General features: G+C 73.0%; 22 protein-coding genes. 4 read left to right on the top strand and 18 right to left on the bottom strand.

Features of this window, described 5'->3' with window-relative positions:
- Window positions 1–47: 47 nt before the first annotated feature.
- From ACFVYX_RS08050 to ACFVYX_RS08010, 9 genes are all read right to left on the bottom strand, one after another.
- Window positions 48–839, bottom strand: a complete 792-nt coding sequence (locus tag ACFVYX_RS08050; protein WP_389680486.1) for an ABC transporter permease — start codon at window positions 837–839, stop codon at window positions 48–50.
- 50 nt (window positions 840–889) lie between these two features.
- Complete coding sequence (locus ACFVYX_RS08045) at window positions 890–1,684, bottom strand: ABC transporter permease (RefSeq protein WP_389680485.1); 795 nt, start codon at window positions 1,682–1,684, stop codon at window positions 890–892.
- A complete protein-coding gene (locus ACFVYX_RS08040; protein ID WP_389680484.1) occupies window positions 1,681–2,691 on the bottom strand; it encodes an ATP-binding cassette domain-containing protein in 1,011 nt (336 codons plus the stop codon). The genes ACFVYX_RS08045 and ACFVYX_RS08040 overlap by 4 nt, the downstream gene beginning before the upstream one ends.
- Window positions 2,692–2,770: 79 nt before the next feature.
- Window positions 2,771–3,775: an ArsR/SmtB family transcription factor gene (locus tag ACFVYX_RS08035; protein WP_389680483.1), complete on the bottom strand. Its 1,005-nt coding sequence runs from the start codon at window positions 3,773–3,775 to the stop codon at window positions 2,771–2,773.
- Window positions 3,772–5,322, bottom strand: coding sequence for a methyltransferase (locus ACFVYX_RS08030; protein ID WP_389680482.1), 1,551 nt, complete (start codon window positions 5,320–5,322; stop codon window positions 3,772–3,774). The genes ACFVYX_RS08035 and ACFVYX_RS08030 overlap by 4 nt, the downstream gene beginning before the upstream one ends.
- Window positions 5,323–5,410: 88 nt before the next feature.
- Complete coding sequence (locus tag ACFVYX_RS08025; RefSeq protein ID WP_389680481.1) at window positions 5,411–6,136, bottom strand: small secreted protein; 726 nt, start codon at window positions 6,134–6,136, stop codon at window positions 5,411–5,413.
- A gap of 206 nt (window positions 6,137–6,342) precedes the next feature.
- Window positions 6,343–8,652, bottom strand: coding sequence for a sodium-translocating pyrophosphatase (locus ACFVYX_RS08020; protein ID WP_389680480.1), 2,310 nt, complete (start codon window positions 8,650–8,652; stop codon window positions 6,343–6,345).
- A gap of 234 nt (window positions 8,653–8,886) precedes the next feature.
- Window positions 8,887–9,345 (bottom strand): ATP-binding protein, encoded by a 459-nt coding sequence (locus tag ACFVYX_RS08015; protein WP_389680479.1) that lies wholly within the window; start codon window positions 9,343–9,345, stop codon window positions 8,887–8,889.
- 15 nt (window positions 9,346–9,360) lie between these two features.
- The gene (locus tag ACFVYX_RS08010) at window positions 9,361–9,714 is read right to left on the bottom strand and encodes an STAS domain-containing protein (RefSeq protein WP_015034520.1); all 354 of its coding nucleotides are present in this window, start codon (window positions 9,712–9,714) and stop codon (window positions 9,361–9,363) included.
- A gap of 80 nt (window positions 9,715–9,794) precedes the next feature.
- Between ACFVYX_RS08010 and ACFVYX_RS08005 the strand changes: the two genes are divergently transcribed.
- Entirely contained in the window at window positions 9,795–12,329 is a 2,535-nt protein-coding gene (locus ACFVYX_RS08005) for a DEAD/DEAH box helicase (protein WP_389680478.1), read from the top strand.
- Here the strand turns inward: ACFVYX_RS08005 and ACFVYX_RS08000 are convergent.
- The 7 genes from ACFVYX_RS08000 to ssd form a co-directional block, all read right to left on the bottom strand.
- The gene (locus ACFVYX_RS08000) at window positions 12,214–12,705 is read right to left on the bottom strand and encodes an Rv3654c family TadE-like protein (RefSeq protein WP_389680477.1); all 492 of its coding nucleotides are present in this window, start codon (window positions 12,703–12,705) and stop codon (window positions 12,214–12,216) included. The two genes, ACFVYX_RS08005 and ACFVYX_RS08000, sit on opposite strands and share 116 nt — an antisense overlap.
- A complete protein-coding gene (locus ACFVYX_RS07995) occupies window positions 12,657–13,040 on the bottom strand; it encodes a TadE family type IV pilus minor pilin (protein WP_389680476.1) in 384 nt (127 codons plus the stop codon). The genes ACFVYX_RS08000 and ACFVYX_RS07995 overlap by 49 nt, the downstream gene beginning before the upstream one ends.
- The gene (locus ACFVYX_RS07990; RefSeq protein WP_389680475.1) at window positions 13,027–13,233 is read right to left on the bottom strand and encodes a DUF4244 domain-containing protein; all 207 of its coding nucleotides are present in this window, start codon (window positions 13,231–13,233) and stop codon (window positions 13,027–13,029) included. Before ACFVYX_RS07990 ends, ACFVYX_RS07995 begins: the two co-directional genes overlap by 14 nt.
- 126 nt (window positions 13,234–13,359) lie before the next feature.
- On the bottom strand, window positions 13,360–14,124 hold the full coding sequence (locus tag ACFVYX_RS07985) for a type II secretion system F family protein (protein WP_389680474.1): 765 nt from the start codon (window positions 14,122–14,124) through the stop codon (window positions 13,360–13,362).
- On the bottom strand, window positions 14,121–15,098 hold the full coding sequence (locus ACFVYX_RS07980; RefSeq protein ID WP_389680473.1) for a type II secretion system F family protein: 978 nt from the start codon (window positions 15,096–15,098) through the stop codon (window positions 14,121–14,123). The genes ACFVYX_RS07985 and ACFVYX_RS07980 overlap by 4 nt, the downstream gene beginning before the upstream one ends.
- The gene (locus ACFVYX_RS07975) at window positions 15,092–16,267 is read right to left on the bottom strand and encodes a TadA family conjugal transfer-associated ATPase (protein ID WP_389680472.1); all 1,176 of its coding nucleotides are present in this window, start codon (window positions 16,265–16,267) and stop codon (window positions 15,092–15,094) included. The genes ACFVYX_RS07980 and ACFVYX_RS07975 overlap by 7 nt, the downstream gene beginning before the upstream one ends.
- Window positions 16,264–17,409, bottom strand: coding sequence for a septum site-determining protein Ssd (gene ssd / locus ACFVYX_RS07970; protein ID WP_389680471.1), 1,146 nt, complete (start codon window positions 17,407–17,409; stop codon window positions 16,264–16,266). Before ssd ends, ACFVYX_RS07975 begins: the two co-directional genes overlap by 4 nt.
- A 450-nt stretch (window positions 17,410–17,859) precedes the next feature.
- On the opposite strand from ssd, the gene ACFVYX_RS07965 reads away from it, so the two are divergent.
- Window positions 17,860–18,726, top strand: coding sequence for an HAD-IB family hydrolase (locus ACFVYX_RS07965; RefSeq protein WP_389680470.1), 867 nt, complete (start codon window positions 17,860–17,862; stop codon window positions 18,724–18,726).
- Between the two features lie 350 nt (window positions 18,727–19,076).
- Here ACFVYX_RS07965 and ACFVYX_RS07960 read toward each other — a convergent pair whose 3' ends face one another.
- Window positions 19,077–19,895 (bottom strand): oxidoreductase, encoded by an 819-nt coding sequence (locus ACFVYX_RS07960; protein ID WP_389680469.1) that lies wholly within the window; start codon window positions 19,893–19,895, stop codon window positions 19,077–19,079.
- A 102-nt stretch (window positions 19,896–19,997) separates the two neighbouring features.
- Between ACFVYX_RS07960 and ACFVYX_RS07955 the strand changes: the two genes are divergently transcribed.
- Window positions 19,998–20,984, top strand: a complete 987-nt coding sequence (locus tag ACFVYX_RS07955) for an ATP-binding protein (RefSeq protein ID WP_389680468.1) — start codon at window positions 19,998–20,000, stop codon at window positions 20,982–20,984.
- Between the two features lie 13 nt (window positions 20,985–20,997).
- Here the strand turns inward: ACFVYX_RS07955 and ACFVYX_RS07950 are convergent, their stop codons facing one another.
- Window positions 20,998–22,299 (bottom strand): hypothetical protein, encoded by a 1,302-nt coding sequence (locus ACFVYX_RS07950; RefSeq protein ID WP_389680467.1) that lies wholly within the window; start codon window positions 22,297–22,299, stop codon window positions 20,998–21,000.
- A gap of 406 nt (window positions 22,300–22,705) precedes the next feature.
- Here ACFVYX_RS07950 and ACFVYX_RS07945 point away from each other — a divergent pair, with 406 nt between their 5' ends.
- Window positions 22,706–25,072 (top strand): SulP family inorganic anion transporter, encoded by a 2,367-nt coding sequence (locus tag ACFVYX_RS07945; RefSeq protein ID WP_389680466.1) that lies wholly within the window; start codon window positions 22,706–22,708, stop codon window positions 25,070–25,072.
- Window positions 25,073–25,100 lie beyond the last annotated feature (28 nt).

Genomic DNA, 25,100 nt, shown 5'->3' with positions numbered 1-25,100 from the left:
GTTCACGAAGATGGCCGGTAGTGACCAGCCCCTCACCTTCTCTTTCGTCACATCGTGTCGAGCGTGGCCCGGCGGCGGCTGCCCCGCTCGAAGACGCCGAGCAGGACCACGGCGAGCAGCGCCCAGCCTCCGCCCACCGCGAGCTCCGCCCCGAGCACGGCCCCGTCCAGTCCGTCACCCGCGGTCAGCCCGCGCGCCGCGTCCGCCGCGTGCGTGAGCGGCAGCAGCTCACCGGCGGTACGCATCCACTCCGGCAGCGTCTCCCGGGGCACGGCGGCTCCGGTCAGCAGGAGCAGTCCCGAACTGGCCACGTTCGACACCAGGAACACGTCACGGAAGCGGAGCCCGAGCGCGCCCAGGGCGAGCCCGAAGGCCGAGCAGGCGCCCGCCGCGACGAGCAGCACCAGACCGAGACCGGGCAGCGCCCCGGCGGACACGGGCAGCCCGAGGACGAGGGCGGCGACGGTGAGGACGAAGGCACTGACGAACAGCCCGTTGAGGACGTACGGGACGGCTCGTCCGATCCACAGCGGGACCCGGTGCCGGGGCGAGAGCAGGACGGCGCCGAGCGTGCCGTACCGGCGCTCGTTGGCGACGGCCATCGTGCCGCCGTACACGCAAGAGGCGGAAGCTGCGAGGACGGCGTTCCCCACGAGATGGAAACGGTCGTCGGCGACCCCGAGTTCCCGGCCGAGGTAGACGAAGAAGAAAACCTGGAGCAGCGGCCCGACCAGCAGGGTTCCGACGAACATGGGCGGCGTGGTCCAGTTGAACAGGGCCCGGTAGGAGAGCGCGCCGCCGACGACGACGAGCCGCGCGGTGCCGCGGAAACGGAACATGTCTCTCTGGCCCTTCAACATGTCTCTGTGACCTTTCGGGGGGAGGGTTCTCAGGTGAGGGCGACGGTGGCCGCGGCGCGCGCCCTGCGCTCCACACGGCCGAGGACGAGAACGGCGGCGAGGGCGTATCCGGCCCCGAGCGCGACCGCGGTGAACAGCGGTGTGACCACGTCCCCGCCGGAGGTCGCCGCGTGCACGGCCCGCGCGCCCCAGGTCGTGGGCAGCGCCCAGGAGACCGGGTGGGTCCAGGCCGGCAGCACGGTGACGGGAACGAGCAGCCCGGACAGCAGCCAGACCGGGGTGTCGAGCGGGTTGGCCAGCGCGTTGGCGTTGCGCAGCAGGACGAAGGTGGCGGCGAGCAGCAGCCCCGTCATGCCGAGCGCGAGGACGCAGACCGGGACGGCGACCAGGAAGAGCAGCGGGTGCGCGAAGTCGAGCGGCACGTCGAAGAGCAGCACGCCCCACAGGAGCGTCGCGCCCATCGCGTAGGTGCCGATGACGGCGGTCGCGAGGGTGATCGGCAGCAGGACCAGCGCGAGCGGTGTCGGCGCGACCACCAGGGTCTCCAGGGTGCCGAGCCAGCGCTGGTTCTGCACGGCGCCGCCCGAGCCGAAGAGCACCGAGCCCCAGATGCCCATGAGTCCGGCCCCGACGGAGGCGGTGAGCAGCCGTTCGGGGTCTCCGGCGGCCCGGAACAGATAAACGGCGAGGGTCGCGTAGACGAGCGGGACGAGGACGGCGAAGGTGATCTCGATCGGGGAGCGCGACATGTACGAGACATGGGTCCGCACCCCGACGAGGACGAGTCTCGGAACGCGCTTCAGGACGGCGGTACGGGAGCTCACGCCGGCGCCACCTCCCCGACGGCGCTGCCGGCCGTCGCGGCCTCCTCCACGATCGTGATGTACGCGTCCTCCAGGGACGGTTCGCGGCTGGTGACCCGGCCGATCCGCACGCCGTCGAGCGCGGCCAGGACCGGCCCGTGCAGCTCGGCGGCCCCGCGCCCGGTCTGCACCGTGACGCTCTGGAGCGCGCCCCGGTCCTCGGCGGACACGCCCCGCACGCCCGGTAGCCGCCGCAGCCGGTCGAGCCGCTCCTCGTCCACCCCGTAGGCCTCTATCTCCAGCACGTCCCGTTCCCGCACCCGGGACTTCAGGCTGTCGGGAGTGCCGAGGGCGCGGATCCGGCCGCCCGCGATGACGGCGATCCGGTCGCAGAGCTCGTCCGCCTCTGCCATGTAGTGGGTGGTGAGAAGGACGGTCGTACCGGCCGCCGCCAGGTCGCCGACCGTGCGGCGCAGGTCACGGGCGGCGACGGGGTCGACGCCGATGGACGGCTCGTCGAGGAAGAGGACGTCGGGACGGTGCAGCAGCCCGCGGGCGATGTGGAGGCGTTGCCGCATCCCACGCGAGTACTCCTCGACGCGCTCCCTCTCCCGTCCCACGAGGCCCACCAGTTCCAGCAGTTCGGCGATGCGCCGTTTCTGGTCGCGGGCCTCGACCCCGTACAGCTCGGCGAAGTAGCGCAGGTTGTCGAGCGCGGAGAGCCGGTCGTACAGGCCCCGGTCACCGCCGAAGACGTACCCGATGCGACGGCGTACGGCCACGGGGTCACGGGCCACGTCGTGTCCGAACACCCGTGCCGTGCCGGAGGTCGGCAGGAGCAGGGTGTTCAGCATCTTGATCGTGGTGGTCTTCCCCGCTCCGTTGGGCCCGAGGAGGCCGAAGAGCTCCCCCGGCGCCACCTCGAAGGTGACCCCCCGCACGGCCTGCGTCTCGGTCCGCCGGGACTTCCGCCACCCGGTCCTGCTGGTGAAGGTGCGGCGCAGCGCGTCCGCCTCGATTGCGAGCATGCGCCGGACGGTAGGGACCGCGGGAGGGACCGGGCCATCGATTCGGGCGCCCCCGAATCGTCGGCCCCGGCCCCTCCCGTCAGGCGACCGCCTTGAGGACGTCCTCGCCCGTGAGCAGCGCGAGCAGCGAACGCCCGGTGTCCGTCAGCTGGTAGTACACGGAACGCCCGACGCGGTGCCGGGTGACCACCCCGGCCTCGGAGAGGACCGACAGGTGCTCGGAGACCGTGCTGGGCGCGAGTCCCAGCCGGTCGGCGAGCCCGGCCGTGGTCAGCGGCCCGCCGAGCTCGCGCAGGACCGCCGCCCGGCCCCGGCCCAGCATCAGTCCGAGCCGGTCCTCGGCGACGGGCTCGGGCGGTTCGCGCAGCGCGCCGGCGCCCCGGGCCTGGAAGCTGACCGCGAAGACCTCGGGGTCGTCCGTCGAGTACAGCCGGCAGCCCTCGGCGAAGACCAGCGGCACCAGGACGAGCCGCCGCTCCCCCGGCGCGTACGCGGCGTCGATGTGCTTGGTCAGCTCGAGTACGGGCGGGCGCCACCGGCCCCGGGTCTCCAGGCCGGCGAACAGCGCGTCGACGCCCTCCGTCGCGAACGTCCGTGCCCGGACGAGCACTTCGTCCTCGACGAGCCTCCGCATCGTCGGCCAGTACGGCTCGATCGCGCCCTCCCAGTAGGCCGCGTACGCGTCGGCGAGCGCCGCGCAGGCCGCCTCAGGGTCCTTCAGGTACGGCTGCACGAACGGCGCGTCGGCCATGCCGGGATAGCAGACGGCCACCTGGGCGCGTACGAACTCGGGGTCGGTGGCCCGCAGCGCGGCCAGCTCCTCGTGGACGTGGACCGTGCCGAAGGGCCGGGGCAGCAGGAAGTCGGAGACGTCGAGCCGCCCCTCGGCGAAAAGGTCCCACAGCGGCCGGAGCCGGTCGTCCTCCCGCCACACCTCCCGCGCCTGACCGACCCACTCCTGGTACGGCCAGGAGGGGCGCCGTCGCGGCAGCGCGAGGTGCATGGAGCAGAAGGCGTCCCGCAGCGGACTGATCGCGATCCGGGTCGCCCCGAGCGAGGCCTCGTCCAGCTCGATCCGAATCAAGCGCCGTACTCCTCGGGCGTCTCCTCCCCGGCGGGCAGCAGGAAGCCCTCCTCCACGAGCAGCCGGATCGCCTGCGGCATGCGGTCCCGCAGGACGACCGGGTCCTCACCCATGAGCTGACCGATCGCGTCCAGGATGCGGCCCGCGCTGAGGGTGCCGTCACACACCCCGGCGAACCCGGCGCCGACGTGGTCGACCTTGGTGGCGCGGCGCATGCCCCGGTTCTGCCGGAGCACGACGTGCTCGGGGTCCTCGGCGCCCGGCAGCCCGACCTGCTCCTGCACCACCTCGGGAGCGAGCGTGAACCGGTCGGCGAGCAGGGCGGCGTCGTCGTGGCCGCGCAGATAGTCCTGGCGCTCGAAGTGGGCGCGGACGGTGGGGCCGAGGGGCTGCTCGACGGGGTGCGGCCACTCCTCGATGACGATCGACGGCTCGACGGCCCCGGAGGCCACGGCCTCGTTCCGCCGGATCGTGATCCAGCCGAAGCCCACCGCGCGCGTCTTGAGGGCCTCGAACTCGTCGAGCCAGCGCCCGTACGCCACCCGGTACGCGTCCGGGTCACCGCGGTGGTCGCCGCTGTCCCGCAGCCACAGCTCGGCGTACTGGGTGACGTCCTGGACCTCGCGCTGCACGATCCAGGCGTCGCAGCCCGCGGGCACCCAGGACCGCAGCCGCTCCTGCCACTCCTCGCCCTCGACGTGCTGCCAGTTGGCGAGGAACTGGGCGTATCCGCCGTCGTTGAGCCGCTCGCCCGCCTGCTGGACGAGCGTGCGGCACAGGTCGTCGCCGCCCATCCCGCCGTCCCGGTAGGTGAGCCGGGCGCCGGGGGAGATCACGAACGGCGGGTTGGAGACGATCAGGTCGTACGTGTCGCCGTCGACCGGCTCGAACAGCGAGCCCGCGAGCAGCTCCGCCTCCCGGGCGCCGGAGAGGGCGAGCGTCAGCCGGGTGAAGTCCAGGGCGCGCGGGTTGAGGTCGGTCGCGGTGACCAGGGTGGCGTGCTGGGCGGCGTGCAGTGCCTGGATGCCCGAGCCGGTGCCGAGGTCGAGCGCGGCGGACACCGGCGTACGGACGGTGATGCCGGCGAGCGTGGTGGAGGCGCCGCCGACCCCGAGGACGACGCCCTCGGCCTTCTTCCCGATGCCTCCGGCGCCGCCGACGGCGCAGCCCAGGTCGGAGACGATGAACCAGTCCTCGCCGTCCGGACCGCCGTACGGCCGGACGTCGACCGTCGCGGACACGATGTCGTCCTCGCGGACCACCCAGCCGTCGGCGAGGGCCTCCTCCAGCGGGAGCGCGGCGGCGGCCCGCTCGTACCCGACCGCCTTCTGGAGGAGGAAGAGCCGGACGAGGGTCTCCAGTGGCGAGTCGCCGCGCGTGGCGCGCAGGGCGGGCACGGTCTCGCTGCGGGCGAGCGCCGCGTAGGCCGGGGCGCCGAGCAGGTCGAGCAGGCCGTCGGCGGTGAAGTCGGCGGCGAGCAGGGCCTCGCGCAGACGGGCGGCGTGCGCGGGCACCGGGAGGCGGAGGGGCAGGCTGGTCGTACTCACCACCCCATTGTGACCGCCGCCACCGACATCGGGGCGGGCGACCCGGCGGCGGCCGCCGGATCGACGGCCCGCGCCCCGGTCCTCGCGCCTACTCCGCGCTCTTGCTCGCCGAGGTCTTCTTGCTCGGCTTGGTCGAGGTCTTCCCCGAGGGCTCGGAGTCCGTGCCCTCGTCGGAGCCCGCGTCCGAGCCCGCGTCGGAGCCCTTGTCCGAGTCCGAGGACGTGGAGCCCGGCTTCGGGGAGGCGGAGCCGGACGCCTTCGGCGGGGTCGAGGCCGTGGGCTTCTGGCAGCCGGGCTGCTTGGCCATGGCCTGGCCCAGCTCGCCCTCCTCCAGCTTGGACAGCGCGTTCTGGTCCATCTTCTCGATCCGGGTCAGACCGTCGGCGACGCCCTGGAGGCCGTCCGCGAACTTCTGCTGGTTCGTCGGGTCCAGCGCGTCGACCTGCTTCTTGAGCCCCTCGTACGCCACCGCGGTGGCGTTGAGCTCCTTGATCGCGTCCTGCTGGATCTTCTGGCCGTTCTCGACGGGCGGGGCCCCGGCGCCCTCGACGGCCTTGGCCAGCGCCCGGTCGGCGTTGGCGATGTCCTGGAACGCCTTCGAGTCGGCGGCCTGGATCTCGGCCGGCTTGCTGTCGGCGGCCGTCGAGATGATGATCTGGTGGGCGTCGGCCCGCTTCTGGATCTGAGGCTTCGCCTGGTCGCAGAACGTCTTCGCCCAGTCCCCCACCTTGTCACCCTCGTCGTCGCTGCAACCGGACAGCGCGAGCACCAGTACCGCGCCGCCGGACAGTGCGGCCGCAAGCTTCTTGTTCACCGGATCGGTCCCTTCCAAGGCTCTCGGCCCCGGAACATACACGCCGAACGGGCTACTTCCACCTTTCGTACGACGGATTCACCCCGGATTGCAGTCTTTTGAACCAAGGGAGACACCTCACACCCACCCTCGAAACACATGGGAATGAGACGGACGCCACGTCAGCGGAGCCCCCTTGAGGAAGACCCACAGCAGGCGAGCCTCCGTCAGGAGACCGTCACCGAACGCCTCTTGGAGACCCGTACGGCGGCGATGACCACGAGCAGCGCGATCCCCGCCACCGCCGCACGCAGCCCCGCGCTGGCGTCACCCCCGTAGCTGAACCGCACGACCGCCGGAGCGATCAGCAGCGCCACCAGGTTCATCACCTTCAGGAGCGGGTTGATCGCCGGTCCCGCCGTGTCCTTGAAGGGATCTCCGACCGTGTCCCCGATGACGGTCGCCTCGTGCGCCTCGCTGCCCTTGCCGCCGTGGTTCCCGTCCTCGACCAGCTTCTTCGCGTTGTCCCAGGCACCGCCGGAGTTGGCGAGGAAGACCGCCATCAGCGCGCCCGTCCCGATCGCTCCGGCCAGGTACGAGCCGAGGGCGCCGACACCGAGCGCGAAACCGACCGCGATCGGGGCCAGCACGGCGAGCAGCCCGGGCGTGGCGAGTTCGCGCAGCGCGTCCTTGGTGCAGATGTCGACGACCCGCCCGTACTCGGGCTTCTCGGTGCCGCTCATGATCCCGGGATGCTCACGGAACTGCCGCCGCACCTCGTACACCACGGACCCCGCCGACCGGGACACCGCGTTGATCGCGAGCCCCGAGAAGAGGAAGACGACCGCCGCGCCGAGGATCAGACCGAAGAGGTTGTTGGGCTGTGAGATGTCCATGGAGAGCGTCAGCTCGTCCGCCTTCGCGCCGACCTCGGCGACCGAGGTCGCGATGGCGTCCCGGTACGAGCCGAACAGCGCCGAGGCGGCCAGGACGGCGGTGGCGATGGCGATGCCCTTGGTGATGGCCTTGGTCGTGTTGCCGACGGCGTCCAGGTCGGTGAGGACCTGCGCTCCCGCGCCCCGGACGTCCCCGGACATCTCCGCGATGCCCTGGGCGTTGTCGGCGACCGGGCCGAAGGTGTCCATGGCGACGATCACGCCGACCGTGGTGAGCAGACCGGTACCGGCGAGGGCGACGGCGAAGAGCGCCAGCGTGATCGACGTACCGCCGAGCAGGAACGCCCCGTAGACGGTGAGCCCGATCAGGAGGGCCGTGTAGACGGCGGACTCCATGCCGAGGGCCACGCCCGCGAGGACGACGGTCGCGGGGCCGGTGAGCGAGGACTTGCCGATGTCCTTGACCGGACGCCGGCTCGTCTCCGTGAAATAGCCGGTGAGCTGCTGGATGAGGGCGGCGAGGACGATGCCGAGGGCGACGGCGACCAGGGCGAGGACCCGGGGGTCGCCGGCGTGGTCGTTGATGCCCGGCTCGGTGACGCCCTCGAGCTCGGCGTACGAGGACGGCAGGTACACGAAGGCGGCGACGGCGACGCCGACGAGCGAGATCACCGCCGAGACGAGGAACCCGCGGTTGATCGCGCTCATCCCGCCGCGGTCGGCGCGCCGGGGTGAGACCGCGAAGATTCCGATGACCGCGGTGACCACACCGATCGCGGGCACGATCAGGGGGAACGCGAGGCCGTGATCGCCGAAGGCCGCCTTGCCGAGGATCAGCGCGGCGACCAGGGTCACCGCGTACGACTCGAAGAGGTCGGCGGCCATTCCCGCGCAGTCGCCGACGTTGTCGCCCACGTTGTCGGCGATCGTGGCCGCGTTGCGCGGGTCGTCCTCGGGGATGCCCTGCTCGACCTTGCCGACCAGGTCGGCGCCGACGTCGGCGGCCTTGGTGAAGATGCCGCCGCCGACCCGCATGAACATGGCGATGAGCGCGGCGCCCAGTCCGAATCCCTCGAGGACCTTGGGCGCGTCGGCGGCGTAGACGAGGACGACACAGACCGCGCCGAGCAGTCCGAGGCCGACCGTGCACATCCCGACGACCCCGCCGGTGCGGAAGGCGATCCGCATGGCCCGGTGCGCCACCTCGGTCAGGCTCTTCTCCGGTTCGCCCGCCGCCGGGGTGGCTTCCCTGGCCGCCGCGGTGACCCGCACGTTGGCGCGTACGGCGAGCCGCATGCCGATGTATCCGGTGGCCGCCGAGAAAAGCGCTCCCACCAGGAAGAACAGGGAGCGTCCCGCGCGCTGCGACCAGTTGTCCGCGGGCAGCAGCATCAGCAGGAAGAACACGGCGGCCGCGAAGACGGCGACGGTCCGCAGCTGCCGCGCGAGGTAGGCGTTGGCCCCTTCCTGCACGGCAGCGGCGATCTCCCGCATCCTCTCGGTGCCCTCACCGGCGGCGAGCACCTGGCGGACGAGGAGTCGCGCGACGACCAGCGCGGCGAGGGCGACGGCGCCGACGACGATCACGATCGTCCGGTTCCCGCTCGTGAGCACCGCCGCGGCGAGGGAAGTGGGGTCCATGGGGACGGATCATAGGGAGACGAACCGGAACATATGGGGATGCCGGAGGCCACCCGCGCGGATGCACCCATCGGAACCAGCGCGACGATCGGAACGACCGCGCCATCGGAGCCGGCGCGCGGTCAGAGCCGGCGTGCCATCGGAGCCGGCGAGCGGTCGGAGCCGGCGCAGCGAGAAGAGGCCCTGCCGGAGCAGGGCCTCTTCTCGTGCTGTCTCATGCTCAGCGTGTACGGGTCAGGACAGGACGTCCGCCGAACTCACCGGCCAGGTCATCCGGATCGTGCCGCCGGCCTCACCGGCGCTCACCTCGACATCGTCGACGAGCCCGCGGATCACCGCCAGCCCCATCTCGTCCTCACCGTCGGCGTCGTCGAAGTCCTCGGCCGGGGCCGCGGACCGCGCACCGGGGACACCGGCGGCATCGGCCGCCGCCACCCCCGCACCGGGCACCTCGTCGCCGACCTCGATGGAGAACGTCTTCTCCTCCTCGGTCAGCACCACCCTGATGGGGGTCGTGACGTCGTTGCTGCGGTGCAGCCCGACGGCACGGGAACAGGCTTCACCGACAGCGAGACGCACCTCGTCGAGGACCGCCTCGTCCACACCGGCCCGGCGCGCCACCGCGGCCGCCACCAGGCGGGCCGTACGGACGTGCTCGGGCTGAGCGCTGAAGCGGAGTTCAACGGTGGCCATGCGAACCCCCTGGGCTCAGTCGACGGCGTTGACGGCCTCGTCGACCGAGGTGTGGATCGGGAACACCTTGGTGAGACCCGTGATCCGGAAAATCTTCAGAATGCGCTCCTGGTTGCAGACCAGACGCAGCGAGCCCTCATGCGCGCGAACGCGCTTCAGACCACCGACGAGCACACCGAGGCCCGTGGAGTCGAGGAAGTCCACGCCCTCCATGTCGACGACCAGGTGGTAGCTGCCGTCGTTCACCAACTCGACCAACTGCTCGCGCAGCTTGGGCGCGGTATACACATCAATCTCGCCACCGACCTCGACGACCGTACGGTCACCACCAGCGCCGGACACATTGCGAGTCGACAGGGACAGGTCCACGGATCCTCCAGCACCTTGCTATCGAACGATCGTCCCCCGGGGTCTCCCGGACGGAGTCAGAGAACTGATCGTCAGCCGCGATGGCATTCAATCACTTACCAGCAGCCATGCACGACGCCTTGGAAGCATTGTCCGTCATGGCAGTGACACACTCGGTGCCGATGGCCAAGAAACACCGCCCCAGTCGTCCAGCCGGGGACATGGGCAACCGACCCTCCCCGGGCATGGTCCTCGACCGACTCTCGTCGGGCGAGAGCCGGGCCGCGCGCATCACTCATACGGAGCACATGCCCGCCCGGGAGGGCCGTCATGCCGTCTGGCCGCACCGCATCCGTCCGGAGGTGATCGCGGCGATCGAGGCGGCCGGGATCGAGCACCCCTGGGCCCACCAGGCGGAGGCCGCCGAGCACGCGCTCGACGGCGAGTCCGTGGTGATCGCCACCGGCACCGCCTCGGGCAAGTCGCTGGCCTACCTCGCCCCGGTCCTCAGCACCCTCCTGGACGGCGCGGAGGCCCCCAACGGTCGCGGCGCCACCGCGCTCTACCTCTCGCCCACCAAGGCCCTCGCCGCCGACCAGCGCCGTGCCGTGCGGGAGCTGGCCGCCCCGCTCGGCAACCGGATCCGCCCCGCCGTCTACGACGGCGACACCCCGGTCGAGGAACGCGAATGGGTCCGGCAGTACGCGAACTACGTCCTCACCAACCCCGACATGCTGCACCGGGGCGTGCTCCCCTCCCACCCCAGGTGGGCCTCCTTCCTGCGCTCCCTGCGCTACGTCGTGATCGACGAGTGCCACACCTACCGGGGCGTCTTCGGCTCACACGTCGCCCAGGTGCTGCGGCGACTGCGCCGGCTCTGTGCCCGGTACGGCTCCGAGCCGGTCTTCCTCCTCGCCTCCGCCACCTCCGCCGACCCGGCCGTGGCCGCCGGCCGCCTCACCGGCCTGCCGGTCACCGAGGTCTCCGACGACGCCTCACCGCGCGGCGAGCTGGTCTTCGCCCTCTGGGAACCGCCGCTGACCGAACTGCGCGGCGAGCGCGGCGCGCCCGTGCGCCGTACCGCCACCGCCGAGACAGCGGACCTGCTGACCGACCTGACCCGGCAGGGTGTCCGCTCGGTCGCCTTCGTCCGCTCCCGGCGCGGCGCCGAACTGATCTCGGTGATCGCCCAGGAACGCCTCGCCGAGACCGACCGCGCCCTCGCCCGCCGCGTCGCCGCCTACCGGGGCGGCTACCTGCCCGAGGAGCGCCGGGCCCTGGAGCGGGCCCTGCACTCCGGCGAGCTCCTCGGTCTCGCCGCCACGACCGCCCTGGAGCTGGGCGTCGACGTCTCGGGCCTGGACGCGGTCCTGATCGCCGGCTATCCGGGCACACGGGCCTCCCTCTGGCAGCAGGCGGGCCGCGCCGGCCGATCCGGCGAGGGCGCCCTCGCCATCCTGATCGCGCGCGACGACCCGCTGGACACCTTCCTGGTCCACCACCCGGAGGCGATCTTCGACCAGCCGGTCGAGTCGACCGTCCTCGACCCCGACAACCCCTACGTCCTCGCCCCCCATCTGTGCGCCGCCGCCGCGGAGCTCCCGCTGACCGAACCGGACCTGGCGCTCTTCGGACCTGCCGTCGCCGAGCTGCTGCCCCAGCTGGAGGGCGCCGGTCTGCTGCGCCGCCGCTCCACCGGCTGGTACTGGACCCGCCGCGAGCGGGCCGCCGACCTCACCGACATCCGGGGCGGTGGCGGAAGCCCCGTCCGGATCGTGGAGGCCGGTACCGGCCGGCTGCTCGGCACCGTCGACGAGGCCGCCTCCCACACCGCTGTCCACGAGGGCGCCGTCCACCTCCACCAGGGCCGCACCTATCTGGTGCGGGAGCTCGACCTCAAGGACTCCGTGGCCCTCGTGGAGGAGGCCGCCCCGCCGTACTCCACCACCGCCCGCGACACCACCTCCATCGCCGTACTCGACACCGACACCGAGATCCCCTGGGGAGCCGGCCGCCTCTGTTACGGCTCCGTCGAGGTCACCAACCAGGTCGTCTCCTTCCTGCGCCGCAGGCTGATCACGGGCGAGGTGCTCGGCGAGTCCAAGCTCGACCTGCCGCCCCGCACCCTGCGCACCAGGGCCGTGTGGTGGACGGTCACCGAGGACCAGCTCGACGCCGCCCGGATCACCCCGGAGATCCTCGGGGGCGCCCTGCACGCCGCCGAACACGCCTCCATCGGCATGCTGCCGCTGTTCGCCACCTGCGACCGCTGGGACATCGGCGGCGTCTCCGTACCGCTGCACCCGGACACCCTGCTGCCGACCGTCTTCGTGTACGACGGCCACCCGGGGGGCGCGGGCTTCGCCGAGCGCGCCTTCCACACGGCCCGAGCCTGGCTGACGGCCACCCGGGAGGCCATCGCCTCCTGCGAGTGCGAGGCCGGCTGTCCCTCCTGCATCCAGTCCCCGAAGTGCGGCAACGGCAACGATCCGCTCCACAAGCGGGGCGCGGTACGCCTCCTCACGGAGATCCTCCGGGAAGCGCCGCAGATCCTCCCAGAGGCCCCGGAGACTCCGGCGGCCCCGGGGGTTCAGGGGCCCCCGGAGCCGGCCCCGCAGGCCCCGCCCGCGACCTGACCTCCGGCCGGTAGGGGCCGCGCACGACGCGGGCCGTCACCTCGGCGACCTCACCCCGTACCGCGCACCTCACCAGCTCCGCGCGCTGCGCCGCCGCCACCCGGGAGGCGGCGGCGCACGCCTCGACCTCGCCCCACAGCGCCCGGTCGGCGGCGGCGAGTGCGGCCAGGTCGGCGGCCCCACCGGCCCGGTGCCGGGCCGCCACGGCCTGGCCGAGCGCGAGCACCGCCGCGAACACCACGCACAGCGCACAGGCCGCGAACGCCACCCACACGGTCGCCGCGCCCCGGTCGGACCGGCAGGCGCCCCCGGCCGGGGCCGCCCCGGTCACGGTGGACCCCCGATCTCCGGCCCCCCGATCGCGCCGCCGACCCATGTGTCCTCCGCGAGGGCCGCCGCGTCCGCCCGCAGGGTGAGCCCCAGGCCCCGGGGGCCCGGCGCGGCGGCTTCCACCGTCACCCGCCAGAGCTCCCCCGACCGTGTCACCGCCACCCGGGCGTCCTCGGGCGCGGCGGACCGTGCGGCCGCCTCGGCGGCTGCCACCGGCTCGGAGCGGGCCACTGCCCGTGCCCCGGCGCGGGCCGCGTCCACACACCGGATCTGCGCGGCGGCCGTGGCCAGCGCCCAGAGCAGCGTCACCGTGAACAGTGCGAGGACGGGCAGCACCATCGCCGCCTCCACAGTCACGAACCCCCGGTCAGAACGACGCATCGAGCGCCTTCCCGATCACCGACTCGAGTGCTCCCGAGACCGCCTCACTGGTCACGATCTTGTACAGGACCGCGGCGAAGCCGGCCGCGGCGATCGTCCCGACCGCGTACTCGGACGTGGTCATCCCCGCGTCGCCTCGCGCGGCCTCCCGGCGCCTCCGCCACCCACCGCACACCATCGCCTTGCCTGCCATGCCGACCTCCTCGAATCGTCGTGTCTCGTTGTTTCTCGCCGTGTACTGCTCGGCCTCGTGTCCTGCTCGGCCTGTCGTGTCCTGCCGTGTCCTGCCGTGTCCTGCCGCGCACCGTCGTGCTCGCCGTCATCCGTCGAGAAGTCCCGTCGCGAGGCCGATCACCACCGGGGCCACCCCCACCGCCAGGAAGGCGGGCAGGAAGCAGAGCCCCACGGGCGCGCTGATCAGCACCTGCGCCCGGCGTGCCCGGGCCTCCGCCGCGCGGGCGCGGGCCGACCGCAGCGCTGCCGCGTGCCGGGCGACGCCCTCCGCCGCCGGCGCACCCGAGGAACCGGCCCGCTCCATGCAGCGGGCAAGCCCCGCGGCGCCCGGTATCACGCCGAACCTCCGCCACACCTCGGCCGGTTCGCCACCGAGCCGTAGTTCCGCCGCCGTACGGGTCAGGCGCTCGCCCAGCGGGCCGCCCAGGGACCGGCCGACGGCCTCCGCCGCCTCCGCGGGCCCGGCTCCCGCCGAGGCGCAGGCCGCCAACAGATCGGCGGCGAGCGGTAGATGGCGTGCCGCCTCCTCGCCCTCGGCCGGCGAAGCGGCTCTCCTCCCCGCCGCACGCCTCACCCCGGCCGCCACCAGGACACCGGCGAACAGACCGCCGAACGCCCCGAACAGCACCCAGCCGAGACCGAACGCCCCGACGGGCGCCGCCCACTTCCCCGCCCACCCCCGCAGCCCTCGGCGGGCCTTCTGGGGCCGTGGCGCCGGTGCCGGGAAGAGGCCTCCCAGGCGCCGCCGCATCCCCCGCTCGCGCCGTCCGTACGCCACCGACCGGACAGCCTGCACGCAGCAGAGCAGTGCCAGGACCACAAGGCCCGCCAGTCGCCACGCCTCGGTCACGCCCGCTCCCCTCCTCGTACGATCCGTGCGGCCCACCACAGTCCGGCCGCTTCCAGAGCCCCGCCCACGACGAGGCAGCCCAGGCCGGCCGGGGTGTGCAGCAGCACCCGCAGCGGGTCGGCACCCAGCGCCGCGCCGAGGGCCACCCCGGCCACCGGGAGCACCGCGAGCACCGCCACCGTGGCCCAGGCACCGGCCAGTTCGGCCCGCAGCCGCTCCCGCTGCTCGCGGTGGCCCCGCAGGGCCGCTTCAAGCCTGTCGAGCCCGGCGGCCAGGCCCGCGCCACCGTCGACGGCCACCTGCCAGCAGGCCGCCATGCCCGCGAGTCCCTCGGCACCGTCCTGCCCCGAGGCCCTTCGCAGCGCGTCCGGCACGTCCCCGCCGAACCGGGCCGCCGCGAGCACCGATGCCTCCTCGCCGCCCAGCGCGCCCGTCTCCCTGGCCGCGAAAGCCAAGGCCTGCGCGGGCTGCCAACCGGCTCTCAGCTCCCCCACGACCGCCCCGCACAGGGCCGCCACCCGCTCGGCCAGCGCCTCGCGTTCCTTCCGGCGCTCGGCCGCCCGCAGCCGCCGGCCCACCAGCGGCACCGCGACCGCCCCCGCCACGAGCGGCAACGGCGACTGCCCGAGCAGCGCGAGGACCCCCGCCACCGGCAGACACAGCCACGCGCGCCGTCCGCGCGCCACCGCCCACCACCGCGCGACCGCCTCCGACCACGCCCCGCCCAGACCACCCAGGCCACCGAGACGGCCGAGACCGCCGAGACCGCCGAGACCGCCGACCGCATGAAAGCCGCCGAAGGCGCCACGGGTGCCTGTCGTGCCGCGGGCGCCGCGCTCGCCCCCTACGAACACGGCCCGTGCCCTGCCCGCTCCGCGCCGCCGTTCGACAGCCCACCCCAGCGCCAGACCCGCGCAGAGCGCCGCCGCCCCGTGGGCCACGGCCCGTACCGCCACCGGATCCACCGTCACCACGCTTCCCCTCCGATCAGCGACCGCAGCCGCTCCCAGCCCCGCTCCCGCTCGAACCCGGTCGCACTCCACCGGAGCGCGGGAACCGTCCGTACGAGGCCGTCCCGGTCCCGCTCCAGGACGTGCACCTCGGCGATCCGCCGCCGCCCTTCCCGGTCCCGGGCGACGTGCAGCACGACCGAGAGACCGGCTCCCAGCTGGCTGTGCAGGGCGGCCCGGTCGAGCCCGGCCGCCGTCCCCAGGGCCTCCAGCCGCGCGGGGACGTCCGCCGCCGTGTTGGCGTGGACCGTCCCCGAGCCGCCTTCGTGGCCCGTGTTGAGGGCGGCCAGCAGGTCCACGGCCTCGCCGCCCCGGACCTCGCCGACCACCAGCCGGTCGGGGCGCATCCGCAGCGCCTGGCGGACCAGGTCCCGCAGGGTCACCAGACCGGCGCCCTCCTGGTTCGCGGGCCGTGCCTCGAGGCGCACCACATGAGGGTGGTCGGGCCGCAGTTCCGCCGAGTCCTCGGCGAGGACGATCCGCTCCCGCTCTCCCACCAGGCCGAGCAGGGAGGCGAGCAGGGTGGTCTTCCCCGTCCCCGTGCCACCACTGACCAGGTACGACACCCGGGCGTCGATCAGCGCGCGCAGGATGGGGGCGCCGCCCGGCGGCACCGTGCCCGCCGCCGCGAGCTCGTCCAGGGTGAAGGCGCGGGGCCGCACGACCCGCAGCGACAGGCAGGTCGAGCCGACCGCCACCGGGGGCAGCACGGCATGCATCCGGGTGCCGTCGGGCAGCCGCGCGTCCACCCAGGGCCGCGCGTCGTCGAGCCTGCGTCCGGCCACCGCCGCGAGCCGTTGGGCGAGCCTGCGCACCGCCGCCGTGTCGGGGAAGGACACAGGGGCCCGCTCGAGCCCGGCGCCCCGGTCCACCCACACCCGGTCGGGCGCCGAGACCAGGACGTCGGTGACGGCGGGGTCGGCGAGCAGCGGTTCGAGCGGACCCGTGCCGATCAGCTCGCACCTCAACTCCTCCGCCGCGCCCAGCACTTCCGCGTCGCCGAGCAACCGCCCCTGGGCACGCAGCGCCGCCGCCACCCGCGCCGGGGTGGGGTCGGAGCCGGTGGCCGCGAGGCGCTGCCGCACGGCGTCGAGCAGCCCCGCGCCGCCACCCGCGCTTCCCGCCCCGGTCATGCCGCACCGCCGGGGCCCAGGGCGCACGCCCAGAAGGCGTCGCAGAACCGTCCGAGCGGGCCACGGGGCTCGGCGCCCGGCGGTACGCCCGCGTCCTGGTCGGCCACGATCCCGGGGTCGTAGGGGAGTTCACCGGCCAGCGGCAGCCGCAGCGCGTCGGCGACCCAGCACTCGTCGAGTCCCGCCGCGTACGGTCCGCGGACCACGGCCCGCAGGTCACTTACGCTCAGGGAGAGGGCCGAGGCCACCCGGTGGGCCGCCGCGACGGCCCTCAACTCCCCCGGCACCACGATCAGTCCGAGGTCGAGCTGGGCCAGGGCCTCGGTGGTCGCCGCGTCGCTTCCGCGGGGCAGGTCGACCACCACGACACCGCCACGGCGGCGGGCCGCGGCCAGCACGGACCGGACGGCCTCGGGCGGGACGGGTGCCGTGGGCTCCCGGCCCCAGCTGAGCACCCGGACCCCCCGCAGGAACGGCAGGGACTCCTCAAGCGCTCCGCCGGCCAGACGGCCCTTCGAGGCGGCGAAGTCGGGCCACCGTCTGCCCTCCTCGCGTTCGCCACCGAGCAACACGTCGAGCCCCCCGCCGAGCGGGTCGCCGTCGACAAGCAGGGTGCGCCGCCCGGTCCGCGCGGCGCCGAGCGCGAGGCCGCACGCGAGGGTGGAGGCTCCGGCGCCCCCTCGCCCGCCGACCACCCCGACGGTCAGCGCCTGCCGGCCCACGCCTTCGGCCGCGTCGGCGATGCGGTCGACGAGGAGACCTTCCGCGTCCGGCAGCCGCAGCACGCTCTCCGCGCCGATCTCGACGGCCAGTCGCCATACCTCCGGATCGTCCCGGTCGCGGCTGACGAGGAGGGTCCCCGGGCGGCGCGCCGCTCCCCGGCAGCGGGCCGCGGCGTCGTCGCCGACGAGGACGAGCGGCGGGTCGGTCCAGCTCGCCCGTCGCTCCGGCACCCGGTGGTGCACCTCGGGCTCGACTCCGGCCGCGGCGCACAGCCGCAGCAGGTCGTCGAGCAGGCCGAGGTCCTCCGTGACGATCAGCGGGCCCGTGCGGCGCGGCTCGTCGCAGCCGGGCAGTGCCGCCCGGCTCGGCGGCGAAGTCGGCGCCGTCCCCCTGACCCCGGAAGTCCTGGATGCCTCCATGACACCCACCCCTCTCGTGATTCCTGCCGTTCGCGAACTTCGCGACAGGAATCACCGTGGGGCCGTGCCGGGAATCCTGGAGATCTCACCGAAAAACTGGGGATATCCGAAGCCCTGTGAATATCTTCGTCACTCCCCCTGGGACTGTCCGGAGCGCAGCCCGGCGGTTACCGTGAGTGAGGAATCGAGAGCGCGGCCGGGCATCGGTCGCGGCGCGGCCTCAGGCCGGGAGGAAGGGAGCGGACGATGTCTCACAGCGCCAAAACGGCTCCGGACATGCGACGACCCCCGCCGGGGGGGAGAGCGGGGGTCGTCTTTCCGGCCGACTCGGGGGGGGAGGAGCCGGACCGGGTTAGCACGGTCGCGAACGATCCGTGACTTCCATGGTGTACCCGAGAGCCTTCTCAGGCAAACCCACGCGCCCCAGCGTACGCCGAATGGCGGGCACCTATGCTCTGGCTTGTGGAAAACCACTCCTTGCCGCGCACAGCCGCCTTCTTTGACCTGGACAAGACGGTCATTGCGAAGTCCTCGACGCTGACCTTCAGCAAGTCCTTCTACCGGGGCGGACTGATCAGCCGCCGCGCCGCCCTGCGGACGGCCTACATCCAGTTCGTCTTCCTGGCGGGCGGGGCCGATCACGACCAGATGGAGCGGATGCGCGAATATCTTTCCGCGCTCTGCAAAGGCTGGAACGTCGCCCAGGTGAAGGAGCTCGTCGCCGAGACCCTTCACGACCTCATCGACCCGATCATCTATGACGAGGCGGCCTCCCTCATCGAGGAGCACCACGCCGCCGGCCGTGACGTCGTGATCGTCTCGACCTCCGGCGCCGAGGTCGTCGAGCCGATCGGCGAGATGCTCGGGGCCGACCGCGTCGTCGCCACCCGCATGGTGGTCGGCGAGGACGGCTGCTTCACCGGTGAGGTGGAGTACTACGCCTACGGACCGACCAAGGCCGAGGCGGTCCGGGAGCTGGCGAAGTCGGAGGGCTACGACCTCTCGCGCTGCTACGCCTACAGCGATTCGGCGACCGACGTCCCCATGCTGGAGGCCGTCGGCCACCCGTACGCGGTCAATCCCGACCGGGCGCTGCGCCGCGAGGCCGCGGCCCGGGAATGGCCGGTTCTCGCCTTCGAGAAGCCGGTACGGCTCAAGCAGCGGCTGCCCGGATTCCGGATGCCGCCACGGCCCACGCTCGTCGCTGCGGCGGCCGTCGGTGCGGCGGCCGTCGGGGCCGGACTCGTCTGGTACGTATCCCGTCGCCGTCAGGCCGCTCTCGCCCATCGGATCGCGGATGACTTTGCCCGAATTTGAGCAATGAGCAGAGAAGTGGAGCCAGCACTTTCGCTTCCACGCAGACAGGAGTAGAAAGGAATCAGGCCCGCGAGACCGAGGACATCCGAGAGGATCACCTGTTGAGCATGAAGGCCCCACGGACCTAGCACTGAAACCGGGCACCCACGCGACGTCGACCCGTCGATTACGGGCCAGCCGCACCAGGCCAAGGGCAAAGTTCCCGGCCTGATGGGCACATATCGAGGACGCTTGGTAACTGGGTGGACGTGCCAGCGGCGGTACCAGAACTGGTACCGCCGCAACCCTGTTCCGGGCCATTTCCCGGCCCGGCCCTTCTCAGGCCCCGTCCGTCCCGGGCCCGGCCCTTCTCAGGCCGCGCCGCGCTGAAGCGCCTCACAGACGGCGGTCGACTCGCGGACACCCAGCTCGACCGAGCGCCCGCAGTGCGCGATCCAGCCGCCCACACCCTCAGGGGTCCCCGACAGGTACCCCTCGAACGCGGCGAGATACGCGGCGCGCCCCTGCTCCGCGTGGCCGACCTCCGCCGGGCAGATCGCCTTGGGGTCGAGACCGCTGCCGACCAGCGCGATCCGCTCCGCCGCCCGCGCCACCAGCCCGTTGTACGAGGTGAAAGGGCGCAGCGCGAGCAGTTCGCCGTGCACGACGGCGGCCGTCACGAGCGCTGGGGCGTCGCCCCCCGCGACGATCAGCTCGGCGAGTCCGTCGAGCCGTCCCGCGACCTCGGCGGGGGACGGCGGCGGGGTCTCGATGAGCGGTTCGTCGACCGCCTCGCCTTCCAGCCGGGGCCGGCCCACCGATTCGCCCGGTTCGCCCTCGGCGACCAGGTGGAGCCGGGCGAGCACCCGCAGCGGAGACTGGCGCCAGATGGAGAGCAGCTGCCCGGCCTCGGCGCCGAGCCGCAGGGCGGCGCCGACCGTGCGGGCCTCGGGATCCGCGCCGAAGTCGGTGCGTCGGCGGACCTCTTCCAGGGCCCAGTCGGCACCGGAGAGGGCGGCCGAGCCACGGGCGCCGCGCAGGGCCGCCTCGGATGAGATCTCGTTGCTGCGGCGGCGCATCACACGGTGGCCGTAGACCCGGTCGACGGCCTTGCGTACGGAGTCCACCGCGTCGGCGACGCCCGGCAGGGAGCCGAGGGCGGCCAAGGGGTCAGAGGCGTGCGTACTCATAGGTAGGGAGGCTACGCGCCCCGGGCCTCGGCCCCACGATGGAGTGGTCTTCTTCACGCACCTTGACCACGCGATGCGTTCATGCCACTACCCTAGGTGAACATGAAGATCGCTTTCGTGGGGAAGGGCGGCAGCGGAAAGACCACGCTGTCCTCGCTCTTCATCCGCCACCTCGCCGCCAACGAAGCCCCGGTCGTAGCCGTCGACGCCGACATCAACCAGCACCTCGGCGCCGCACTCGGCCTGCCCGACGCGGAGGCCGCCGCACTGCCCGCGATGGGCGCGCACCTGCCGCTCATCAAGGAGTACCTGCGGGGCACCAACCCGCGGATCGTCTCCGCCGACACGATGATCAAGACAACGCCGCCCGGGGAGGGCTCGCGGCTGCTGCGGGTCCGCGAGGAGAACCCGGTGTACGAGGCCTGCGCCCGGCCGGTCCGGCTCGACGACGGCGATGTCCGCCTGATGGCGACCGGCCCCTTCACTGAGTCGGACCTCGGCGTCTCCTGCTACCACTCGAAGGTCGGCGCGGTGGAGCTCTGTCTCAACCACCTGGTGGACGGCGCCGACGAGTACGTGGTCGTCGACATGACCGCGGGTTCGGACTCCTTCGCCTCCGGCCTCTTCACCCGCTTCGACATGACGTTCCTGGTCGCCGAGCCGACCCGCAAGGGGGTCTCGGTCTACCGCCAGTACAAGGAGTACGCCCGGGACTTCGGCGTCGCGCTCAAGGTCGTCGGCAACAAGGTGCAGGGCGAGGACGACCTCGACTTCCTCCGCGCGGAGGTCGGTGACGACCTGCTCGTGACGGTGGGCCACTCGGACTGGGTCCGCGCGATGGAGAAGGGCCGCCCGCCCCGCTTCGAGCTCCTGGAGGCGGAGAACCGGATGTCGCTCCAGGCCCTCCAGGACGCGGCGGACGACTCGTACGCCCACCGCGACTGGGAGCGCTACACGCGCCAGATGGTCCACTTCCACCTCCGCAACGCGGAGAGCTGGGGCAACGCCAAAACCGGGGTCGACCTGGCAGCGCAGGTCGACCCCGGGTTCGTACTGTCCGAAAGGCTCAGCGCCGTTCAGCCGGTCTGACGCAACGCGGGGCTCAGTGGCGTTCAGCAGGCTCGGCGCCTGCCGCCGGGGCCGCAGGGGCCGCCGGCTGGGGGGCGAGGAAGTTCGCCCAGCCGGCCGGCGGGGCCTCGCCGACCTTCAGGGTGCGCATCTTCGCGATGACGTCGGGATCCTGGGCGTCGAGCCAGTCGGCGAGCTGGCGGAAGGACACGCACTTGACGTCCTTCTGCACGCACACCGTCGCGATGGTCTCCTCGATGGCCCGCATGTACGTGCCGCCGTTCCAGGACTCGAAGTGGTTGCCGATGATGACCGGCGCCCGGTTGCCCCGGTAGGAGCGCTCGAAGGCCTGCACCAGGCCGTCCCGCATCTGGTCGCCCCAGTACCGGTGCTGGGACGGGTCGCCCTGGGTCGTCCCGGGAGACTGGTTGACCAGGAAGTTGTAGTCCATGGCGAGCGTCTGGAAGGAGCGGCCCGGGACGGGCACCAGGTGCATCGACAGGTCCCAGAGACCCAGGTCCTTCTTGGGCCAGATCTGGTCGTTGACGCCGCTCGTGTCGTAGCGGAAGCCCATCTGCGCCGCCGCCCGGACGAAGTTCTTCCGGCCCTCGAGGCAGGGGGTGCGGGCGCCGACGAGTTCCTTGTCGTAGTCGAAGGGCAGCGGCTGCTCGGCGCGCAGGCCCGCGTTGGTCTTCCAGTTCTTGACGAAGGACTTGGCCTGGTTGATCTCGCTCTTCCACTCCTCGACCGACCAGTTGCCGACGCCGCCCTCCTTCCCGCAGAAGTGCCCGTTGAAGTGGGTGCCGATCTCGTTGCCCTCCAGCCAGGCGCCGCGCAGTTCGCGGACGGTGGCGCGGATGCCCTCGGTGTCGTTGAATCCGATGTCGGAACGCCCGGCACTGTGCTGCGGCGGGTCGTAGAGCTTCCGCTTCTCCTCGGGCAGCAGATACACGCCACTGAGGAAGTACGTCATGGTGGCGTCGTACTTCTTGCCCACGGACCGGAAGTGGGAGAAGAGCTTCTGGCTGTCCTCGCCGGCGCCGTCCCAGGAGAAGACGACGAACTGCGGCGGGGTCTCGCCCGGCTTGAGGCGCTGCCAGACGGGCTGGTGGGGCTGGGCGCCGGTGAAGGCCGTGGAGCCGTCGCCGATCAGGCGGACCGCGTTCGGCGGGGCGGCGGCCGGTCCCTTCTTGGCGCCCGTACCACCCCGCGCGCCCTCCGTGGCGGTGCCGTCGGAGCCCGAACAGCCGGCGAGGCCGGTGATCAGGGCGACGGCGAGGGCACCGGCGGCGAGCGCCTTCCTCTGGGCAGTGGTCCTTCTCCCGGCGGCTGTCATCCGCCCACCTCTCCTCGGTTCCGTGCGAGCTTCCGTACGAGCCGCCGTGCGAGCCGCCGTGCGACCGCCGTGCGAGACGTCATGCGACCGCCGTGCGAGACCGCCGTGCGGCTTCGGCGTGACGTCTGTACGGGCGGCGTCAACGTCGCACCACGGCGGCCGAAGAGATGAAACGACAAGCGGCAATCCATGCGTCTATCACCGGAACCGGTGAATCATTGCCCTGTTTGCCCCGAAAATAATGCCAGAGACTTTACTCTCCATTACGATCCATTTACCGAGCGTTGATCCTCGTCCAGGCGGGGACCCCGCTCGGATCCCGCCGCTGCACGCCGTGACCCACGGCCGCGAGCCCCCATGTTCGTCCCGCACGAACCGCGACCGCGCTGCCCCGGAGGAGACGGGAATGACCCTCTGCACCCCCGCCCGCACGACCACCCGGCCCCGCGCCCAGCGGCCTCACAGCCCGCCGGACGGACCCCGCCGCTTCCGAATCGCCGGAGCCGACCTCTCCGCCTCCGTCGCCGTCTTCCTGATCGCTCTGCCCCTCTCGCTCGGCATCGCGCTCGCCACCGGAGCCCCGCTCCAGGCCGGCCTGGTGGCCGCCGCCGTCGGCGGCCTCGTGGCCGGCCGCTTCGGCGGTTCGCCGCTCCAGGTCAGCGGCCCCGCCGCCGGTCTCACCGTCGTGACGGCCGAGCTCATCCAGCTGTACGGCTGGCGCACCACCTGCGCCATCACCGTGCTCGCCGGCCTCACCCAACTGGGCCTCTCGGTCCTCCGGGTGGCCCGCTCGGCGCTCGCCGTCTCGCCCGCGATCGTGCACGGCATGCTCGCCGGCATCGGCGTCACCATCGCCCTCGCCCAGCTCCACATCGTGCTCGGCGGCACCCCGCAGAGCTCCGCCGTCGACAACGTCCTCGGTCTGCCCGCCCAGCTGGCCGACGTCCATCCGGCGGCACTCGCCATCAGCGCCCTCACCGTGGCCGTGCTCCTGGGCTGGCCCCGGCTGCCGGGCCGCGCGGGGCAGTTCGTACGGAAGGTGCCGGCCGCGCTCGTCGCGGTGGCCGGGGCGACGGCGGTGGCGACGATCGCCGGGCTCGCCGTGCCCCGCGTCGACCTGCCGTCCTGGAGCAGCCACGCGCTGCCCGGTCTGCCCGAGGGCCCGGCGCTCGGCATCGCGGCCGGGGTGCTGACGATCACCCTGGTCACCAGCGTGCAGTCGCTGCTCTCGGCCGTGGCGGTCGACAAGCTGGTCGCCGCCCGCGCGGACGGCGGCCGGGGTGTGCCGCGCTCGGTCCTCGACCGCGAACTCGCCGGTCAGGGCGCGGCCAACATGGTCTCGGGAGCGCTCGGCGGACTGCCGGTCGCCGGGGTCGCGGTCCGCAGCGTCGCCAACGTGTCGGCGGGCGCGGTGAGCCGCGCGTCCACGATGCTGCACGGTCTGTGGATCGTGCTCGCGGCCCTGCTGCTCGTTCCCGTGATCGACCTGATCCCGCTGCCCGCGCTCGCCGCTCTCGTGATGGTGGTCGGCATCCAGATGGTCAGCATCACCCACATCCGTACCGTCACCCGGCACCGCGAGGTCGTCGTCTACGTGGTGACGCTGTCCGGTGTCGTCCTCGTCGGCATCCTGGAGGGCGTCGCCCTCGGCATCGCCGTGGCCATCTCGGTCTCCCTGCACCGGCTGGCCCGCACCCGGATCACCCGCGAGGAGCGGGACGGGCGTCACCTGCTGCACGTCCGGGGCCAGTTGACCTTCCTCGCCGTGCCCCGGCTGAGCCGGTCCCTGCATCAGCTGCCCCATGGTTCCGACGTCGTGGTCGAGCTGGACGGATCCTTCATGGACCACGCCGCGTACGAGACGCTGAGCGACTGGACCGCCGGTCACCTCGCCCACGGTGGCACGGTCGAGACGACCGGTCCCTCCGGTGTCCGCATCGCCGATCCCGCCCCCGCCGACGCCTCGGCCGCGCACGGCTGCTGCCGCCCCTGGACGCCCTGGCACAACCACCAGTGCGGCGAGCAGCCGGCCGACCACCCCGACGTGGCCACGGAGCCCGCCGAGCCCCGGCGGACACCGGGGCTGCATCTGGCGAGCGGCATCGGCAAGTTCCAGCGGAACACGGCCCCGCTGGTACGGGAGGAACTGGCGCGGCTCGCCCGGGAGGGCCAGCGGCCCTCGCAGCTCTTCCTGACCTGCGCCGACTCCCGTCTCGTCACCAGCATGATCACGTCGAGCGGCCCGGGTGACCTGTTCACCGTGCGCAACGTCGGCAATCTCGTCCCGCTCCCCGGCGAGGAGAGCGGCGACGACTCGGTGGCGGCGGCGATCGAGTACGCGGTGGAGGTGCTGCGGGTCGAGTCGATCACGGTCTGCGGCCACTCCGGCTGCGGCGCGATGCAGGCCCTGCTGAACGGCGGGCCGGACGACCCGCCGACCCCGCTCCGCCGCTGGCTGCGCCACGGCCGGCCCAGCCTGGAGCGGATGGAGAGCCGGAGACACGCCTGGGCCCGGATCTCCGGGCGGCTTCCGGCCGACGCGGTCGAGCAGCTCTGCCTGACCAACGTGGTCCAGCAGCTGGAGCACCTGCGGGCGTACGAGCCGGTGGCGCGCCGCCTCGCCGACGGCAGCCTCACTCTGCACGGCATGTACTTCCACGTGGGCGAAGCACAGGCGTACCTGCTGGCCGGGGCGGACGAGGTGCACAGCTACGACGACGTGTTCACCCAGGTCATGCCGACGGGCCCGCTGGAGACGGTGCGCGCGTCCTGAGCCTCACCCTCCCGGCTCTCCGCCTGGA

The sequence above is a fragment of the Streptomyces sp. NPDC058326 genome (genome assembly GCF_042879855.1).
Taxonomy (GTDB): Bacteria; Actinomycetota; Actinomycetes; order Streptomycetales; family Streptomycetaceae; genus Streptomyces.
This window is presented reverse-complemented; position numbering and strand designations above follow the sequence as displayed.

What these genes read in the sequence shown, in the direction of transcription:
- ACFVYX_RS08050 (WP_389680486.1), bottom strand. Translation starts at nt 839, where the DNA reads ATGTTCCGTTTCCGCGGCACCGCGCGGCTCGTCGTCGTCGGCGGCGCG.
- ACFVYX_RS08040 (WP_389680484.1), bottom strand. Translation starts at nt 2,691, where the DNA reads ATGCTCGCAATCGAGGCGGACGCGCTGCGCCGCACCTTCACCAGCAGG.
- ACFVYX_RS08020 (WP_389680480.1), bottom strand. Translation starts at nt 8,652, where the DNA reads ATGGACCCCACTTCCCTCGCCGCGGCGGTGCTCACGAGCGGGAACCGG.
- ACFVYX_RS08015 (WP_389680479.1), bottom strand. Translation starts at nt 9,345, where the DNA reads ATGGCCACCGTTGAACTCCGCTTCAGCGCTCAGCCCGAGCACGTCCGT.
- ACFVYX_RS08005 (WP_389680478.1), top strand. Translation starts at nt 9,795, where the DNA reads ATGGCATTCAATCACTTACCAGCAGCCATGCACGACGCCTTGGAAGCA.
- ACFVYX_RS08000 (WP_389680477.1), bottom strand. Translation starts at nt 12,705, where the DNA reads ATGGGTCGGCGGCGCGATCGGGGGGCCGGAGATCGGGGGTCCACCGTG.
- ACFVYX_RS07995 (WP_389680476.1), bottom strand. Translation starts at nt 13,040, where the DNA reads ATGCGTCGTTCTGACCGGGGGTTCGTGACTGTGGAGGCGGCGATGGTG.
- ACFVYX_RS07990 (WP_389680475.1), bottom strand. Translation starts at nt 13,233, where the DNA reads ATGGCAGGCAAGGCGATGGTGTGCGGTGGGTGGCGGAGGCGCCGGGAG.
- ACFVYX_RS07975 (WP_389680472.1), bottom strand. Translation starts at nt 16,267, where the DNA reads ATGACCGGGGCGGGAAGCGCGGGTGGCGGCGCGGGGCTGCTCGACGCC.
- ssd (WP_389680471.1), bottom strand. Translation starts at nt 17,409, where the DNA reads ATGGAGGCATCCAGGACTTCCGGGGTCAGGGGGACGGCGCCGACTTCG.
- ACFVYX_RS07965 (WP_389680470.1), top strand. Translation starts at nt 17,860, where the DNA reads ATGCTCTGGCTTGTGGAAAACCACTCCTTGCCGCGCACAGCCGCCTTC.
- ACFVYX_RS07960 (WP_389680469.1), bottom strand. Translation starts at nt 19,895, where the DNA reads ATGAGTACGCACGCCTCTGACCCCTTGGCCGCCCTCGGCTCCCTGCCG.
- ACFVYX_RS07955 (WP_389680468.1), top strand. Translation starts at nt 19,998, where the DNA reads ATGAAGATCGCTTTCGTGGGGAAGGGCGGCAGCGGAAAGACCACGCTG.
- ACFVYX_RS07950 (WP_389680467.1), bottom strand. Translation starts at nt 22,299, where the DNA reads ATGACAGCCGCCGGGAGAAGGACCACTGCCCAGAGGAAGGCGCTCGCC.
- ACFVYX_RS07945 (WP_389680466.1), top strand. Translation starts at nt 22,706, where the DNA reads ATGACCCTCTGCACCCCCGCCCGCACGACCACCCGGCCCCGCGCCCAG.